Origin of the sequence: Roseburia intestinalis L1-82 (assembly GCF_900537995.1) — a bacterium.
Classification (GTDB): domain Bacteria; phylum Bacillota; class Clostridia; order Lachnospirales; family Lachnospiraceae; genus Roseburia; species Roseburia intestinalis.
Window position 1 is genome coordinate 3,531,813 of sequence record NZ_LR027880.1, and the last position, 16,248, is coordinate 3,548,060.

At 43.4% G+C, this 16,248-nt stretch carries 12 protein-coding genes and 7 tRNA genes; 2 read left to right on the forward strand and 17 right to left on the reverse strand.

The features are described 5' to 3' along the window. The 3 genes from RIL182_RS16545 to RIL182_RS16555 all read right to left on the reverse strand — a co-directional run bounded on the left by RIL182_RS16545 (nt 1) and on the right by RIL182_RS16555 (nt 4,916). On the reverse strand, nt 1-1,785 hold the full coding sequence (locus RIL182_RS16545) for an ABC transporter permease subunit (RefSeq protein WP_006855938.1): 1,785 nt from the start codon (nt 1,783-1,785) through the stop codon (nt 1-3). Nucleotides 1,786-1,799: 14 nt separating this feature from the next. Then, nucleotides 1,800-2,786: an ABC transporter permease gene (locus RIL182_RS16550; RefSeq protein WP_006855939.1), complete on the reverse strand. Its 987-nt coding sequence runs from the start codon at nt 2,784-2,786 to the stop codon at nt 1,800-1,802. 213 nt (nt 2,787-2,999) lie between these two features. After that, nucleotides 3,000-4,916 (reverse strand): ABC transporter substrate-binding protein, encoded by a 1,917-nt coding sequence (locus RIL182_RS16555; protein ID WP_006855941.1) that lies wholly within the window; start codon nt 4,914-4,916, stop codon nt 3,000-3,002. A 492-nt stretch (nt 4,917-5,408) separates the two neighbouring features. On the opposite strand from RIL182_RS16555, the gene RIL182_RS16560 reads away from it, so the two are divergent. Both RIL182_RS16560 and RIL182_RS16565 read left to right on the forward strand, forming a co-directional pair. Further along, nucleotides 5,409-5,699, forward strand: a complete 291-nt coding sequence (locus tag RIL182_RS16560) for a hypothetical protein (RefSeq protein WP_006855943.1) — start codon at nt 5,409-5,411, stop codon at nt 5,697-5,699. 170 nt (nt 5,700-5,869) lie between these two features. Further along, entirely contained in the window at nt 5,870-7,981 is a 2,112-nt protein-coding gene (locus RIL182_RS16565; protein ID WP_006855944.1) for a methyl-accepting chemotaxis protein, read from the forward strand. Nucleotides 7,982-8,087: 106 nt separating this feature from the next. On the opposite strand, the gene RIL182_RS16570 is transcribed toward RIL182_RS16565, so the two are convergent. From RIL182_RS16570 to RIL182_RS16635, 14 genes are all read right to left on the reverse strand, one after another. Further along, nucleotides 8,088-9,866, reverse strand: coding sequence for a methyl-accepting chemotaxis protein (locus RIL182_RS16570; RefSeq protein WP_242655477.1), 1,779 nt, complete (start codon nt 9,864-9,866; stop codon nt 8,088-8,090). A 486-nt stretch (nt 9,867-10,352) separates the two neighbouring features. Then, nucleotides 10,353-10,433, reverse strand: a tRNA-Leu gene (locus tag RIL182_RS16575). A gap of 101 nt (nt 10,434-10,534) precedes the next feature. Beyond that, complete coding sequence (locus tag RIL182_RS16580; RefSeq protein WP_006855947.1) at nt 10,535-11,269, reverse strand: energy-coupling factor ABC transporter ATP-binding protein; 735 nt, start codon at nt 11,267-11,269, stop codon at nt 10,535-10,537. A gap of 55 nt (nt 11,270-11,324) precedes the next feature. Then, nucleotides 11,325-12,122, reverse strand: coding sequence for a cobalt ECF transporter T component CbiQ (gene cbiQ, locus RIL182_RS16585; protein ID WP_006855948.1), 798 nt, complete (start codon nt 12,120-12,122; stop codon nt 11,325-11,327). Beyond that, nucleotides 12,115-13,119: an energy-coupling factor ABC transporter permease gene (locus RIL182_RS16590; RefSeq protein ID WP_015521121.1), complete on the reverse strand. Its 1,005-nt coding sequence runs from the start codon at nt 13,117-13,119 to the stop codon at nt 12,115-12,117. The genes cbiQ and RIL182_RS16590 overlap by 8 nt, the downstream gene beginning before the upstream one ends. Nucleotides 13,120-13,582: 463 nt before the next feature. Beyond that, nucleotides 13,583-14,110 (reverse strand): dTDP-4-dehydrorhamnose 3,5-epimerase family protein, encoded by a 528-nt coding sequence (locus RIL182_RS16595; RefSeq protein ID WP_242655478.1) that lies wholly within the window; start codon nt 14,108-14,110, stop codon nt 13,583-13,585. A 182-nt stretch (nt 14,111-14,292) separates the two neighbouring features. Continuing rightward, nucleotides 14,293-14,365 (reverse strand) — tRNA-Lys (locus RIL182_RS16600). A 16-nt stretch (nt 14,366-14,381) separates the two neighbouring features. After that, nucleotides 14,382-14,453 (reverse strand) — tRNA-Gln (locus RIL182_RS16605). A 69-nt stretch (nt 14,454-14,522) separates the two neighbouring features. Further along, nucleotides 14,523-14,596, reverse strand: a tRNA-His gene (locus RIL182_RS16610). A gap of 41 nt (nt 14,597-14,637) precedes the next feature. Further along, nucleotides 14,638-14,711, reverse strand: a tRNA-Arg gene (locus RIL182_RS16615). Nucleotides 14,712-14,799: 88 nt separating this feature from the next. Continuing rightward, nucleotides 14,800-14,870: transfer RNA gene (locus RIL182_RS16620), tRNA-Gly, on the reverse strand. Between the two features lie 6 nt (nt 14,871-14,876). Then, nucleotides 14,877-14,951: transfer RNA gene (locus RIL182_RS16625), tRNA-Pro, on the reverse strand. 140 nt (nt 14,952-15,091) lie between these two features. Beyond that, nucleotides 15,092-15,571, reverse strand: coding sequence for a metallophosphoesterase family protein (locus RIL182_RS16630; protein WP_006855952.1), 480 nt, complete (start codon nt 15,569-15,571; stop codon nt 15,092-15,094). Between the two features lie 48 nt (nt 15,572-15,619). Next, nucleotides 15,620-16,216 (reverse strand): XTP/dITP diphosphatase, encoded by a 597-nt coding sequence (locus RIL182_RS16635; protein ID WP_006855953.1) that lies wholly within the window; start codon nt 16,214-16,216, stop codon nt 15,620-15,622. Nucleotides 16,217-16,248: the final 32 nt, after the last annotated feature.

Consider the following 16,248-nt stretch of genomic DNA (forward strand, 5'->3'; position numbering starts at 1 on the left):
TTAACGCTCATTTGATTTCGGGTCGATGGCATCACGCAGACCGTCGCCGACCATATTGATACAGATTACGCAGATACCTAACATGATGGCAGGGAATACCCATCTCCACCAGTAGTTCTGGATAACAACGGAACTTACGCAGCCGTTCAACATATTTCCCCAGGTAGGACGCGGCAGTTTCACACCGAATCCTAAGAAGGATAACGTAGACTCTGTCAGCATACAATATGCAAAATCAAGCGTTGCGGATACAATGATAACCGAAATAACATTCGGGATAATATGCTTAAATACGATCACGGAACGTTTTACACCCATCGCATTTGCAGCGGTTACAAACTCCTGCTCACGCTCGGCAAGCACCTGTGCACGGACAAGTCTTGCAAGGCTCGGCCAGCTTAATATACCGAGGATCACCATGATCAGGGCAATCCTTGCGCTCTCTGTCATACTGTTTCCGATAATAGATGTTAAGATCATCGCCATCGGCAGGAACGGAAGACATGCAACGATCTCTGTGATACGCTGTAACACGATATCTACCCAGCCTCCGAAGAAACCGGACACACCACCGACGATGATACCGATGATCGTGGAAATGATAACAGAGATCGCACCGATCGTCATGGTCATACGTCCACCGTTTAAGATACGCGTGAATACGTCACGTCCAAGTTCATCGCTTCCGAACAGATAACCTTTTAATCCCCAGGTCACAATATCCCCGGATTTTGTCACTGCATAGTTCTGATAAGTACCGCCGTAGATGGCAGTAACATCTTTTGCTTTCTTTGGAACGTCTGTCTGGTGTTTTGCATTGCTTCCCCAGGAGTAAACAGTTCCTTTATCTGTCAGTGTTGTAATATGATATCTTCCGGCAAACATGGAAACGATCTCTCCATCCATTTCCGGAATCTCTTTCTCACTCTTGTTGGCTTTTCCCCAGATACGGAGAGAACCATCCTCCATCAGTGCAACACAGGCATCGGATGTTGTCACAATATCTTTTGCTTTTCCAAGATCTTCCGGGATATTGGAAATATCGGATTTCTGACTTCCTAAATGCCGGATCTCACCATCATCTGTGAGTGCCATTAAAGTTGTATTGGCAACAGAGATCTTTGCAATGTGGCTGTTACCGTTTCTTCTGGTCAGGCGCACATCATTTAAGTTTTCATTTCCCCATGCGATGACTTCGCCGCCTTCGGTTAAAACATAAGAAATCTGATAACCGGCTGCGATCTGTTTGATCTTCTCATGCTTTACTTCCATCGGAACCTGACACTGTCCCATACGGTCACTACCCCAGATGAAAAGCTCCCCATCTTCATTGAGTGCCATGACATGGTCAAATCCTGCAGATACAGATACCACTTTTCCCATTTCTTTCTGCTTTGGCATCTTCTTTGCAATATCGATCTTGTTACTGATCTTGGTGTAACCCCAGACATAGACTTTTCCGTTATTGTCAACGCCCACGCTGAATGTTGCACCCGTGGAAATCTCTTTTACATTTCCTTTTAAACCATCCGGCACTTTCATCATATTCAGTCCCGGAGCGACATTGATCTGTGTCTCTTCTTTTTCACTTAAGTCGATCGGGTTAAAGACCGGTCCGATCAGTACGATCAGGAAAATAACCAAAAATACGATCAGGCCGCCAAACGCAAGTCTGTTTGAGGTAAAATTCCTCACAACCGTACGGAGCGGACTCTGAAGCGCTTCTTCCTGTAATACATCGAGTTCTTTATCCCTTTTTCCAAAAAGGTGTTTGAGCATCTTCATGTTTTTCGTTCCTCCTACTTATCAATGCGTACACGCGGATCTACCAGACCGTAGCTTAAGTCTGTGATCAGGTTGCTGAGCAGTGTGATGATACAGTAGAGCATGTTGACTGCCAATGCCATATCATAATCCTGATTCATCAGTCCGACATAATACATTTTACCGATACCATTCAACTGGAAAATCTGCTCAATAACGATCGAACCCATGAAAATACTCATGAACCAGCTGATGATCAGTGTGATGACCGGAAGAAGTGCATTTCTCCATGCGTGGGAATAAATAACAACCTTTTCCTTCAAACCTTTTGCTCTTGCAGTACGGATATAATCCATACGAAGTGCGTCGATCATTGCCGCACGGACATAACGTGTCATACTTCCTAACGCTGCAACCGTCATAACGATGACCGGAAGTGCCAGATAGTGGAGACGGTCAAGCACGAATGCCACTCCTGTTCCCTGGAAGTTCGGCGTATTCATGCCACTGATCGGGAACCAGCCGAGTTTTACGGCAAAAACAAAAATAAATACCAGTGCAACTATATATTGAGGCATACTGTAGCCGACAATCGTCAGTACCTGTACCGTATTGTCAAATTTAGAAAATTTTCTGACCGCACAGTGAATACCGAGCGGTATCGTGATCGCCAATGCGAGTATCGTGGATACGATATTGATCTGTATCGTGTTTAACAGTGGTGTAGAGAGACAGTCTTTCACATCTTTTTTGTAGAAGGAAGAATATCCAAGATCACCTTTTAACAAGTTTCCCATCCATTTTACATAGCGGACCGGAATCGGATCGTCTAATCCTAATTTTTCTCTCGCTTCCTGATAGCGGAGCTGGAATGTCTCATCGGAGACTTTACCTCTTAAGTTCTGCACCTGATTAAGAGCACGGTCACCAGGTACGTTATTAAACAGTACAAAAAGGATAATGGATACTACAAAGAATACCCCTATCATATATAAAATTCTTTTCCCAACGTACTTTAACATAATTTAACCAACCTTCATTTGATTTTTCTTCTTCGTTTCCTTAGGAACAAAATCCTGACATGCCCCTTTGATCCCATTCCAAAAGAAACGATCAAAGAATTTGCCGGAATATATACCGCATGGGCGCGGGACTTATGCCCCACGCCACATACCGGTAAAATTTCACATGGAATAAAATATTACATTGAAATGAAATATTCTAATCAGAATCAATTACTCCATGTTTGCATACAGAATTGCGTTTGTTGCATCCCAGTTGTATCCATCTTCTTCAAAGTCATGAAGCTTTGATGTGAAGAAATCATGGTAATCATTGGAGTACAGCGGAATCTCAGGAAGCTCATCATTCCAGTCAGCGATGAAATCGAACCATGCTTTTGCATATGCCTCATCATCACCTTCTTCTGTATGATTCATGGCAAGTGCAAGATCATACAGTTTCTGTCCTTCTTCGCCCTCTAATGCGTTGGTGTTGTTAGAAGAGCCCGGCTCATACTGGAATGCAACATCATAAGGGTTACCGAAACCACTTGCTAAGTTGAACATCTGATATGGGTTCTCCGTTGAGTTATCATAGTAATAGGTCAGTAAGTCTGTGAAAGTACCAACAGTCTGGTTGATCTTCATACCTGCTGCTTCTACATCCGGGTTCTGCTGTAAGGAAGTTACAAGCAGGTCAGATACAGAGTTATTCTCAGAAGAGAACCACTCGATGACTAACGGCATGTAAGTACCATCGTCTAATTTCTTATAACGGATTCCGGAACCTGAGTAATCAGAACCATCTTCGTTGTATACCCAGCCGCCGTCCTCTAACTCTTTGACTGCAGAGTCAAGGCTGTATGTGTAAGAGTTTAATCCGTCTAATTCTTCTGCATATTCCTCAGCCATCCACTGCTGCGTACCATAAGGTCCGCTTACAACAGTACCATGTCCGCCTGTGAATGTCTGTGCAAATGTTACACGGTCAAGTAAGTAAGCCATTGCATGACGTACTTCTTTGAACTGGGTCGGTCCCTGATTACATTTGAGAGAAATCATTCCATAACCTGCGCGGCCATAGCTTAAGTAATTGAAGTTACCCTCTTCTACCATGTCAAGACCCTGTTCGATCTGATCGCCGTCTGCTACCTGATATAAGATATCAACAGCACCGGTCTTTAACTGATCCATCATAGTATCCTGTGGTGTATATTTTACGATAACAGTCTCGATATTTGCTGTCTGTCCCTCGAAGTTACCCGGGAAATTCGGGTTCTTTGTCAGTGTGTATGCATAAGAGTTCTCATCATAAGATGTGAACATGTAAGGACCGGAGCAGATATTGTAGTCATATCTTGCAGCCTGTACTTTGTCTCCGATGTACTCAGAAGTAAAGTTGTCAGAGAATTTCACACCATTCTCTGTATCCTCTAAAGTAACATCTTCCGGTAACCATAAGTCCATAGACTCCGGCTCGTTGGAGATCAAAGCCTGTCCATAGTAATATGGCATAAACTGTGCATCGATCGTTACAGAAAAAGTCTTGTCATCGATCAGATGAAGTCCTTCGAATGTATCGCTCTCACCATTTAAATATGCATCATATCCTTTTACATACTGAACAGTACTGTCTGTTAAGTTGCTTGCTTCGAGATCCGTAACCATCTCATTGCATCTTAACATGTATGTTAATAAGTAATCATCTGCATTGATATCAGAACCATCACTGAACTTTAAGCCGTCCTTGATCTTAACAGTGTAAGTTCTGCTTCCGTCCTCGTTATCTGTTACTTCCAGATTGTCAAGAACAGCCGGGTTCTCGATCCATTTACCTGTCTGGTCTTTGTCGATCGGAGCCATACCTGTAACTAATTTGAATGCATCGTAATCAGAAGCACCGTTTGCCCAGAATGGAGTAATATCTCCACTTGTCTCAGAACTCTCGCCTAAGATTACCTGTTTGTTGCTGTAAGTACCGTTAAAAGTACTCTCTGTTCCGTCTGCAGCTGCCTCTGTACCTTCTACAGCAGCGTTGTCAGAAGAAGCGTTGTTTCCCGCATCAGCATTGCTGTTTCCTGAACCGCATCCTGCTACCATTCCGGTAGTCATGGCACCGATCAGAAAAAGAGAAATCAGTTTCTTTTTCATAATAGTTCCTCCTTATAGAAAATTGTTCTATATAAAAACGCCACGGCGTCTTTATAACATTATCGTTGTAGCACGTTATCGCGCTAAAATATTTTTGTATAAGCAAAAAAAGTGCCAACAGACCTCTTTGCCCGTTGCACTTTAAAAATATACAACTGTTTGTTCCCGACGAACAACACTTTTTTTATTATACATGCGAGCCGTTTTTTGTCAATACTTTTTCTCATTTTCAGACATGTATAAATATAACGCTTTTTCCACTAATTTCCATTCTTTTGCATTATCATTCAAGAACCTTCCTAAATGTATGAATTTTTTTTCATTATTTTAATTATTGGGAATATTTATATTCCGTTATAGATTTCACCTTTTCCTGTTTCTTCTATATTATATGCATTTCACCGTTATGCTGCTTTCCATCTCTGTCTGCAGCTGTTATAATAGAGATACTTTGTAATCCCATTCATTTTTATTTATAAAGGAGACATCACCATGATCACACCGGAGGACATATTAAACCTTAATTTCTATAAAAAAGAAAAATTTACCGGCAGCTACAAAGGCATGCGCTACCTGATCCAGAAGGACCATGAGGAAGAGTCCGATCATGACATTTTCCGTGCCACTTACTGGCCGGGTCCCTATAACTTTGCAGTCACAGATGATTCCTTAAAAAGCTCTGCCACCTTTCCTTTTACAGAGGACGGAAAGCTCCAGGTCGTGGACTGGCTTAATGAGAACTGGGAAAAGGAAAAAGATCATTTTCAGTCTTTATTGCTTTAAAGGATTGACAGTACCCCGCTATAAACTTAAAATCTGATTAAAGGTGTTACTTTAGTCCTAACTTACACAGAATGAAAATAGTGTGAAAAATAAGATTTTTCACACGCAAGATTTGTGCTTACGCACAAACTTATGATGCCCTGAAAAACGGGCAGGAATGGAGAGATTTTATGGAGTATAACGAATCGTATTTCAAAGCAAAGTCAAATGCAAAAGCGCGCACGGTCTGGCTGATCTTAATCGCCATCATGACTTTGTCCTATGGCTCTGAGACATCCCAGGGGCTTCACTCAGCAAAATATTACACAACCTTTCTTCTCATGGCATGGGTTCCCTTTTTCATTGGTATTCTCGTACTAAAGATCAATGGAAAAGCTTCTTCTGTATACAAGGAAATCGTTGCCGTCGGTTACGGTTCGTTTTATACTTACGTCATCCTTACCACGGATTCCGCGATCGCTTTCGGCTATATCCTGCCTCTGACAAGTATGCTGATTCTTTTTAAGGATCGCAAGTACATGATCCGGTGTGGTATTGCCAATGAGATCATCGTAATTGTCCATCTTGTTTTACATAATATGTATGGAATCAACCCGAGTATCGTACTGAACGATTACTATCTTCAGATTTCCACGATATTGCTCTGCTATATCTGCTACGTTGTTTCCATTGACCATTTAAACGAATCTGACGGTGCACTCGTCAACTCCATCCGGGACAATTTAGACCGCGTGGTAACAACAGTCGGACAGGTAAAAGGCGCCAGCAGTTCCATTGTTGATGGTGTCACTGTTGTCCGCGAACTTGCTGATGAAAACAGGCAAGGAGCTGATTCCGTTGTAAAAAGTATGGAAGAGCTTACCCAGAATAACGATATTCTTTATACAAAAACGATGTCCTCCATGGATAAAACCTCCGATATCAACATGCAGGTGCAAAATGTGGCAGCTCTGATCGAAAAGATGGTAAATCTGATTCAGGAATCCATCGAGCATGCAAACTTAAGTGCCGAAGAGCTTGCCGATGTTGTGACAACCACCAACACAATGGCTGATCTGTCCGCGCATGTCGAACAGGTTTTAGAGAACTTCAAACAGGATTTTGATATGGTAAAGGAAGAGACCGGAACGATCGAAGGAATTACTTTCCAGACAAACCTCCTCGCCTTAAACGCCTCCATCGAAGCCGCCAGAGCCGGTGCTGCCGGAAAAGGCTTTGCCGTTGTAGCTGACCAGATTCAGGGGCTCAGCGTGGAGACCAAAAATTCATCCGGCCGCATTCGTGATGCGTTGACCCATTTAGATGAGACTTCCGGAAAAATGACACAGTCCATCACGCAGACACTTGAACTTATCCAGACAACACGTGAAAAACTAACACTCGTAAAAGAAAGTGTTTCCAGTATTACGCAGGACTCAACAACACTCGGTGAAAACATTAAAGTAATCGACGGTGCCATGAAAGATGTGGAATCCTCCAATCAGGACATGGTCGACAACATGAAACAGGTCTGCGATACCATGGGTGTCATGACAAAATGTATCAACCAGTCAGACGATGTTTCCCGCACCATGCTGAGTAAATATGAAGAATCTGCCATCAACGTAAACAAGATCGAAACCATTGTCGGAAAACTGATGGGTGAGCTTGGTACCGGAGGTTTCATGGGAATCGGCGATGCCAGACCCGGCATGAAAGTCGTCCTGATTGCAAAGAACGGAAGCTCTTCTTTCACCGCTCACGGCGAAGTGACAGAATCCTTAGATGGTGGAATCACGGCACGTCTGCATGTTCCTTCCGGAAGTTCGATCGATACCAGAAACAGGAATTTTACCTACGAACTGCAGATCTCCGTGACAAACGCATTGTATATCTGGGAAAATGCTGAGATCACCACGATGCGTGGTCAGTCGTCCGATATGTATAAGATTACAGTTACAACCAACCCGAAGGTTGTTAACCGGCGTAAATATCCTCGTATGCCGATCTCTAACAAGTGTACGATCACGGTAAAACAGAACGGTAAACAATATAACGGTCAGATGATCAACATCAGTGCCGGCGGCTTTGCATTCAGTGTCCGTGATAATTTCTTTTCCAGTGCGATCGGTTCTGATATCACCTTATCGATTCCTGATCTTCCGGTGGAAAATGCCCGCCAGTTAGAAGGTCATATCATCCGAAGCACAGACAATGAGAACGTCTTTATCGTCGGCTGCCGTATGCCAGAGGATAATACAGCGGTCGAACAGTATGTACAAAACAATTACCAGGGTGAGTAAATCTCATATGTCATAAATAAAACAGCGGATAACAACTTCTTTTCTTGTTGTTACCCGCTGTTTTATTATTTGTGCCTGTTAATTTCTTCTTATTTACTTTTATTCCTTATACAATAAAATGCTCTACGTTCTGCTGTAACTTATCTGCTGCATGATGAGTTGCTTCCGCTTTTTCTTTAATCTCGGCTGCCTTCTCTACCACAACACCTGTCTTCTCTGCGATATCGTTTGTACCGGTTGCTCCCTCTGTAGCCGCCTTGCTTACCTCGCCGATGGCATCCATAACGCCGTTGATCGATGCTAACAGCTGCTCTGAGGATGCAGAAAAATCAGTTACCAATCCATCAATCTTACCTGCATCATTGCTGTAGGAATCCGCCATATCGGAGAATCCCGCAAAGCTGTCTACCACGTCGGTTCCAACAAACTCTAACAACTTCTTTGCTCCGTCTGCAAGATTTGTTACCGATTCCACAACATTCTTTGTCACATCCTGGATATGTACAACTGCTGCCTTTGACTGCTCGGCAAGTACCCTGATCTCATCCGCAACAACTGCAAATCCCTTTCCTGCCTCTCCTGCACGCGCTGCCTCAATTGAAGCATTGAGTGCTAACAGGTTGGTCTGTCCGGTAATCTCCATAATGGACTCTGCAAGAACACCGATCTGATCGACTACCTTGATATCTTCAAGTGCTTTTGTCAGTCCCTCATTGATCTCGGCATGGATTGCCTTGGTACGCTCATCATTTTCTGTTGTTGTCTTTTTAATACCTACGGCACGGTCACGGATATCATCTGCTTCCGTTGCACCGTCCTGTGAACGTGTTGCAATACTCTTTGCTGCACTTTCGATCTCATGGGACATTGCATTGATCTCTTCGGAGGAAGCCGCTGTCTCTTCCATACCCGCTGCAAGCTCTTCCGTCGTTGCGGAAACATTCTCGATTTCTTCGTCTAATGCCTGAATATTATCATCGATCTCCTGTACCATTCTGGTGATCTCAGTTGCCTGACTCTTGACCTCACCGATCAGTCCGCTCATCTCATTTCTCATGGACTCTAAAGATGCTGCGAGTTTTCCAAAATCATCGCGGCGCTTTAACAGTGCCGTTCCCATTGCCTGTGAAAAATCGCCCTGTTCCATGACACCGATGGAACTGATACATTTTTTCAGTGGTCTGATGATGCTGATAATGATCATAATCAGCAATAAAACTACTATTATTCCCTCAATCAACGTTGAGATAATAAACAGTGTCATCCTGCCTGTAACATAAGAAGAAAAATCTTTTTCAATTGATGCTACCTGATCATCAATATAATCCGTATAATTTCCGGTTCCGATCACCCATCCAAACGGTTCAAATGCCTTACTGTAGGAACGCTTCGGAGAAGGTTCTGTCTCTCCTTCTTTCGGGAATACATAATCCGTGTATCCTCCGTCTGCCTCCTGACCGACACGGATGATCTCTTTTACCATCTGGTATCCATTGGCATCTTTCGTCTCCATACGATTGGTGCCTTCCGTGTCATTTCCTAAAAGCACCACATTGGTTCCGTCATACTGATCCACCCAGAAATATCCGGCATCTCCATAACGAAGCTGTCTGATCTCATCTGCTGCCAATTTCTTTGCTTCCTCTTCCGTATACACACCAGCCTGATACTGATCGTAAATTGTCTGGCAGAGCGAAATCACATTGTCCACCTGCTGTTTGATCTGTTCGTCGTAAGATGCGCGCTCATCTGCTTCCAGCGTTTCCAGTGCTTTACTCTGCAGCTGTTTCATGCTTTCCGATGAAATAACAGCACACAACACCAGTGCCACTATCGTCGCCAACATTACGATAATCAGCTTCGTCTGTACTTTCACATTGTTCATAAATTGTTCCTCCCGCTTCCATACTTTCATTCCGGAGTTTACAAACATGATGTATATGGATTTTTCTATATACATTTTTGAAACTTCCTTGCCATTATTTTACCATATTATACAAATTTCCTCAATTATTTTACTTTTATTACAGGGATTTCGCTTTAACTTTTTTATCTATGCATTTTTATAAACAATCCAGTTATCAGCATTCCATCTGAGGTTACCCTTCATTTCTGGTCAATACGCACAAAATTCCCCCCTGCTTTTTCCCTATATATTTTTTCTGCTGATTTTCTATCCGCCTTTTTCATATAAAATCTGTTTCACTTTTTACTGTGTTCATATCCCGTATAATTCTGCTGTGTATTACTATACAGATCACCAATCCATGCAACTCATAATCATACATATTCGAGTATTTTAGATTAAAACAATAGCCGGAAAACCTTGATTTTACAATAAAATCTCGACTTTCCGGCTATTTTAAATCAATGCGGGTGACAGGACTTGAACCTGCACGTCGGGGACACTAGAACCTAAATCTAGCGCGTCTGCCAATTCCGCCACACCCGCGAACCACTTTGCCATTATATCTTAGCACTCACAAAATTGCAAGTATTTTTTCACCTGCATCTTAGCCCGCACCTCTGCTGCTCAGAGTAAATAACGGCAGTTTACTTTCGGTACAAAGATAACGGCAGTTCCAGGCCATGTGTCTCCAGCAGCTTACGATCACTTAAAATCTCCCTGGTATCCCCATCACACACAATTCTGCCCTCAGACAATAAAATCGTTCTGTCACAGGTATCCCACACAAAATCCAGATCGTGCGAAGCTATGAGTTTCAAATAAGAAAATTCATTTAATACCCGGATCAGATTTCTGCGGTTTTGCGGATCAAGTGCCGCCGACGGCTCATCCATCAGGATAATATCCGGTTTCATGGAAAGGATTGTCGCAATCGCTGCCAGTTTCTTTTCCCCACCCGATAATTTGTGGATCGGTTTTTTTGCAAGATGCCCAATATGGACTGCAGCAAGCGCCATTTTCGTTCTGTATGCGACCTCTTCTTCCGGAAGGCCGTAATTCTGCGGGGCAAATGCCACATCCTCGTATACATTTGGCATAAAAAGCTGACTCTCAGAATCCTGAAATACATAGCCAGCTATTTTTCTGATCTGTGCTAACGTTTCTTTCTGCAACGGCACATCCCCGATGCGGATACTTCCGGAGTCCGGGAAATACAGACCGACAAGTAATTTTAAAAGTGTGGACTTTCCCGCCCCGTTTGCGCCGACCACACCAATCGATGCCTGTCCGTCTGCTGTAAATGAAATATCCTGCAGGATAGGGTTTTGTTTTTCATAAGAAAAATTCAGATGTGTTACTTCTATATTAATCTGTCCCATATACTTATGTCCTCTCTTTTCAATCTGTCACAGAACCGTCAACTTTCTTTGACTGCTAAAACATCGTTCCTATCATCTGTCCAACCGCAAAATACCGCAATACAGCAAATATCACGATCCATAAAACAAGATACACTGCATCCCTGGCACAAAACCGTATCTCTTTTTTTAATCTGAATACCCCATCAAAACCACGCAGGCACATACTCTCATAGATCACCTCCGCCCGATCCATACTCCGAAGCAGCATCTGGCCCATCAGCGATCCCCACACTTTAAAATGAATGCCCTTCTGTCCCGGTGCCCGAAGTTCATACGCCTGCACGACCCTCTGCGTCTCTGCCAGCAAAACGGAAATATACCGGTAGATCAGCCACACCTGCATCACAAGAGACTTTGGAAGATGGCATATCTCAAGTGCACAGCAGATTTTTTCAATCGTCGTCGTAGCGATCAGAAGATACGATGCCGAAACCGTAAAAACACCTTTTAACATCAGCGTCAGCATGGAAATCACTCCGCCGGTAATTTCAATCTGTCCCACTGTCATGACAGCCTGCCTGTCAAAAAAAGGGTTAAATATTCCTGCCACACAGACAAGCGGCAGCACGACCCGCATTCTCCACAGCGCATCCTTCACCGAAATATCATTCATAATAAAAAGAATAACCGGATAAACTGCCATCACAAGCAGTCCGCTCAGGTTATACTTCGAAAAGGAAACGACCGTCCCTATATACAAAATTGTCACACACAATTTTACAAGTGGGTGAACCTGGTTCACCCACCTGTCTTCATTTGCCAGTTCCTCGATACTTTTGATCTCAGAAACTGCCTTTTGAATTTTACTCATGTTTTTGATTCTTTCCAAAAAATTTAAACAAATAGCAGCCTCCAACACAGACAGCCACAACTACCGCAGCTCCTGCCACACCCGAAAACGATGTTCCTGCCATGCTCTCACTGTTTTTAAATGCATAATCCGGAAGCAGCGCTGTCCACTCCTGGATATCTGCTGCCTTTTGATATGCCGCCCCTTTGGCATCTAGCTCTGTGGTTCCGGCAACTTTCTCCATAGACCATTCCAGTCCGTCCGGATTTGCCGAAGCAAACAAAGAGAGACCTCCACCGATCCAAACGGTTAAAACTGCAAGGATCGCAACTGTCTTTTTCAAAGAAAAACGTGCTTTTTGTCTCTGTGTACTTTCATCCGTTCCCCAAAGCAGCTCCGGTCTTGCCTCATAGACAAAGCAAAGCACTGCTGCCGTGATCAGTCCTTCTACCAGACCGATTGCCAGATGGATCGGCTGCATCACTGCAACAAATGTCTGAAATGGAAGCTCCGTGATACCGGAAGCTAACGTCTCTAATGTAACGGAAAATGCTCCAAGCTGCAGCGTCAGGACACAGCCAAGCACAGATGCTGCAACGATTTTCTTTTTGGATGCCCCACGGCGCATCATCGGTTTCCAGATCAGCAGGGCCCCGATAAAGCACCCATAAAATGCCATATTCCATATATTACAGCCAAGCGCTAAAAGCCCTCCGTCTGCAAACAGCAGACACTGTATCAAAAGGACTCCGATCATCGTAAGAAATCCCGCATACGGTCCAAGCAGTGCGGAGAGAAGCATACCACCACACAGATGTCCGGATGACCCTGTTCCCGGAATCGTAAAATTGATCATCTGGGTTGCAAAAACAAACGCTCCCATCACCCCCATAACCGGAACCTTTTTAGGTTCATTTAATGCCCTTACCTGTCTTACTGAATATCCGCCAGCCGCCGCTGAACAAAGATACATTGTTGTTGCAACTGCCGGTGCAACCAACGCATCTGCCATATGCATACCAAAATACCACCTTTCATTTATCTTTGACCATATTAGCAAAAATCTGGTCATACCACAAGCTTTTTATCACAGATATTTGGTTGATACTTTTATTTTTTTCCAACTAACTCACATCCTAATCCCTTCCATTCCTGCCATAATGCTCCTATTGCGAAAATGTTACATAATTGTTACAATCTTTTATGTGATCGGCCGATACACACAAAAGATTGCAGGATCATCGCAATCAAAATAAAAATAAGGAGGACGAAACTATGTGTTTTAATTTCAATAGCTGTTCCGAGTTATTTAATGCTATCTGCAAATATTTTAACCTCGGTTGTTAATAATAGCTTGTGCACTTTTCCGGCAGACTGACTGCCAGAAATATATGCCCCGGGCATCTGCCCGGGGTATTTTTCTTTTATCTGTCTAAATATCAATTCCTATACAGCAAAAATCTACTTTTTTCTAAATATACTTATCTGTCTAAAAGCAGCTCTCCCAGCCACATGGCATTTTTATCTTTTTCTGAAATGATATATTCTCCCTTTGTCCATGCTTCGCCTTTCCAGACGAGATCCGGGTCATCATACCGCACGGCCTGTGCTGTCTCCCCGCAAAAATCCTGATCCACACACCACTGCATCAGTGTGTCATCCTCCAATGTCAGATACCCGTGGGCAAACCCCTTTGGAATATACATCATTTTCCGGTTTTCAAAAGATAAAACTTCACTGTATGAATACCCAAAACATTTTCCCGGTCTTAAATCCACGGCAACATTAAAAATCGAACCATGCAGGCAGGAAACCATTTTTGCCTGTGCATGCTCCCCCATCTGAAAATGCAGTCCCCGCAGCGTAAATGCCTCTCTGCTGTATCCCTGGTTGATCTGACAGACCTGAAATGGAACATCCCTGTCATACGGAACAGACAGATATCCCCGAAAATCTTCAAACGCAGGCGGAATAAATACTTGTGGTTTATCTGATGAAAACTGGTTCATTTTTGCCTCCCTTGGCATACATTATCATTACACTAACTTGCCATCCATAAGATACATGATCCTGCGGACACAATGTGGACATGAAAAAAACAGATACTCTCCAACCCACACCCAACCCAATCGAAAAAGCATAAAAAAGAACGGAAGTGCTGAAAAATCAACACTTCCGCATTTTCAAATCGTGAGACATCGGGGATTCGAACCCCGGACAACTTGATTAAAAGTCAAGTGCTCTACCAACTGAGCTAATATCCCATATTTTTAATTTAAGCTGGGCTAGCAGGATTCGAACCTGCGAATGCTGGAATCAAAATCCAGTGCCTTACCGCTTGGCGATAGCCCAACAAGAAATATAAGATCAACATCCTAAGATGTTGTCATATTTCAAACCTGTTGCACTAGTCGCAACAAAGGTGGATACAGGGATTCGAACCCTGGGCCTCCAGAGCCACAATCTGGCGCGCTAACCAACTGCGCTATACCCACCATACGGCTATAAAGCCTGACACCTTATTAAAATAAGGAAATGTGCTCGAAGGGATTCGAACCCCCGACCCACGGCTTAGAAGGCCGTTGCTCTATCCAGCTGAGCTACGAACACATTTATCACATCTGCACTATAACAGGTTGCATATCTTCATAAAAAATCTGTTATATATTATGCTTTCCATAATAATTTGCAAATGGAAAGCGGGTGATGGGAATCGAACCCACGTATCCAGCTTGGAAGGCTGGTGTTCTACCATTGAACTACACCCGCACACGATCGGGGTGACAGGATTCGAACCTGCGACCTCCTGGTCCCAAACCAGGCGCTCTAGCCAAGCTGAGCCACACCCCGATATGAATTTTTATCCTGAAAAGCAAGTCATTCAAGTGCTTGTCTTTTCCGTCTCATCCGTGACGCAAGAGTTATTATATAGGACGCAAACATAAATGTCAACACTTTTTTTTATATTTTTTCAATTTTTTTAATTTTTTCTATAAATACTCGATTTCATAATGCGCCATACCCTTTTTATCAATGTCCATCAGGATATACGAAGGGCGTTTTCCCTCCTGTCGCGGATAGGAAATACTTCCAGGGTTCATGACAACGATTCCGTCCCCGTATTCGATCAGCGGAATATGTGTATGCCCGAACATTGCGACATCCGCGCCCCGCGCTAAAGCCTCACGCTTTAAATCCTCTATCCCTGATCCGACATAGTAATAATGTCCGTGTGTCATAAACACACGGTAATTTCCTGCCATGATCTCCTTTTCACGTGGCAGAGAAGAGAAAAAATCATTATTTCCAGCCACAATTTCTAATGGACAGCCACAAAGCTCCCCAATATAGTCTTCATACCCTTCCGCATCCCCGAGATGGATCACAAGATCCACCGGCGAAACTCTCTCTAAAACAACTTTTAAATTTTCATGTTTTTTATGCGTATCACTAATAACCAGTACTCTCATAAGGCTACCTGCCCCATCCTATGTATTTCCAATCCCCGTTTTTATACATCAGATTCCATACTGATTCAATTTTTCCTTCATGGCGCGCAGCGCCTTTCCCCTGTGGCTGATCTGATTTTTCTGTTTCTCCGTAAGCTCTGCAGTGGAACATCCAAACTCATCCACATAAAAAATCGGGTCATATCCAAACCCGTTACTTCCTGCAGGTTTTTCTCCGATATAACCTTCTATCGTTTCTCTTGTAACCAGCACATCTCCATTTGGCATTGCAGCAGCGATCGCACAGACAAAACGAGCCGTACGCTTTTCCTTCGGCACACCTTTTAACCGGTCTAAAATTGCCTGATTTTTGATCGTATAAGAGGTATCTTCCCCCATATAGCGGGCAGAATATACGCCTGGTTCCTTATTCAGATAATCCACCTCAAGTCCGGAATCATCTGCAAGGACAATATCTTTTGTAAACTGGGCCACTGCCTTTGCTTTTATTCTGGCATTTTCCTCAAATGTCGTCCCGTTTTCCACGATATCCGTCTGGATCCCGGCTTCTTTCATAGACAGGATCTCTGCATCCATATCCCCTAAAATTTCTCTGATTTCTTTCATTTTACCGGCATTTCCGGTCGCAAAAATAATTCTGTTCATTCCGCTTCTCCATTTCCCTGTATGACATTGGT